The organism is Halomonas sp. ND22Bw (assembly GCF_003011945.1).
Classification (GTDB): domain Bacteria; phylum Pseudomonadota; class Gammaproteobacteria; order Pseudomonadales; family Halomonadaceae; genus Halomonas; species Halomonas halophila.
This window is the reverse complement of sequence record NZ_PXWD01001861.1, coordinates 1-233: the sequence shown is the minus strand read 5'-3', so window position 1 is coordinate 233 and position 233 is coordinate 1. Positions and strand designations below refer to the sequence as shown.

Here is a 233-nt window from a genome sequence, read left to right as displayed (position 1 = left end):
GGACGGCGCAGTTCGCTACCCGCAAGGCCCAGCTGACCGCAAAGAGCGACACGCTGACCGCGCAGATTTCGGCCGTGTCGACACTGAAGAATACGATCAGCGATTTCACCAAGGCGCTGGAAGGGCTGGTCAAGGGCGGCACGCTTGCATCGCAGCCGACCAGCTCGAACAATGCCGTGCTGTCGGGCACGGCGATTTCGGGCAAGACGATCGGTGACTTGAATACCACGGTG

General features: G+C 61.8%; 1 protein-coding gene. It reads left to right on the top strand.

The window, feature by feature from the left end; genetic code table 11:
* On the top strand, positions 1-233 hold a 233-nt coding region (locus tag CVH10_RS24730), incomplete at both ends, for a flagellar cap protein FliD N-terminal domain-containing protein (protein WP_219925129.1).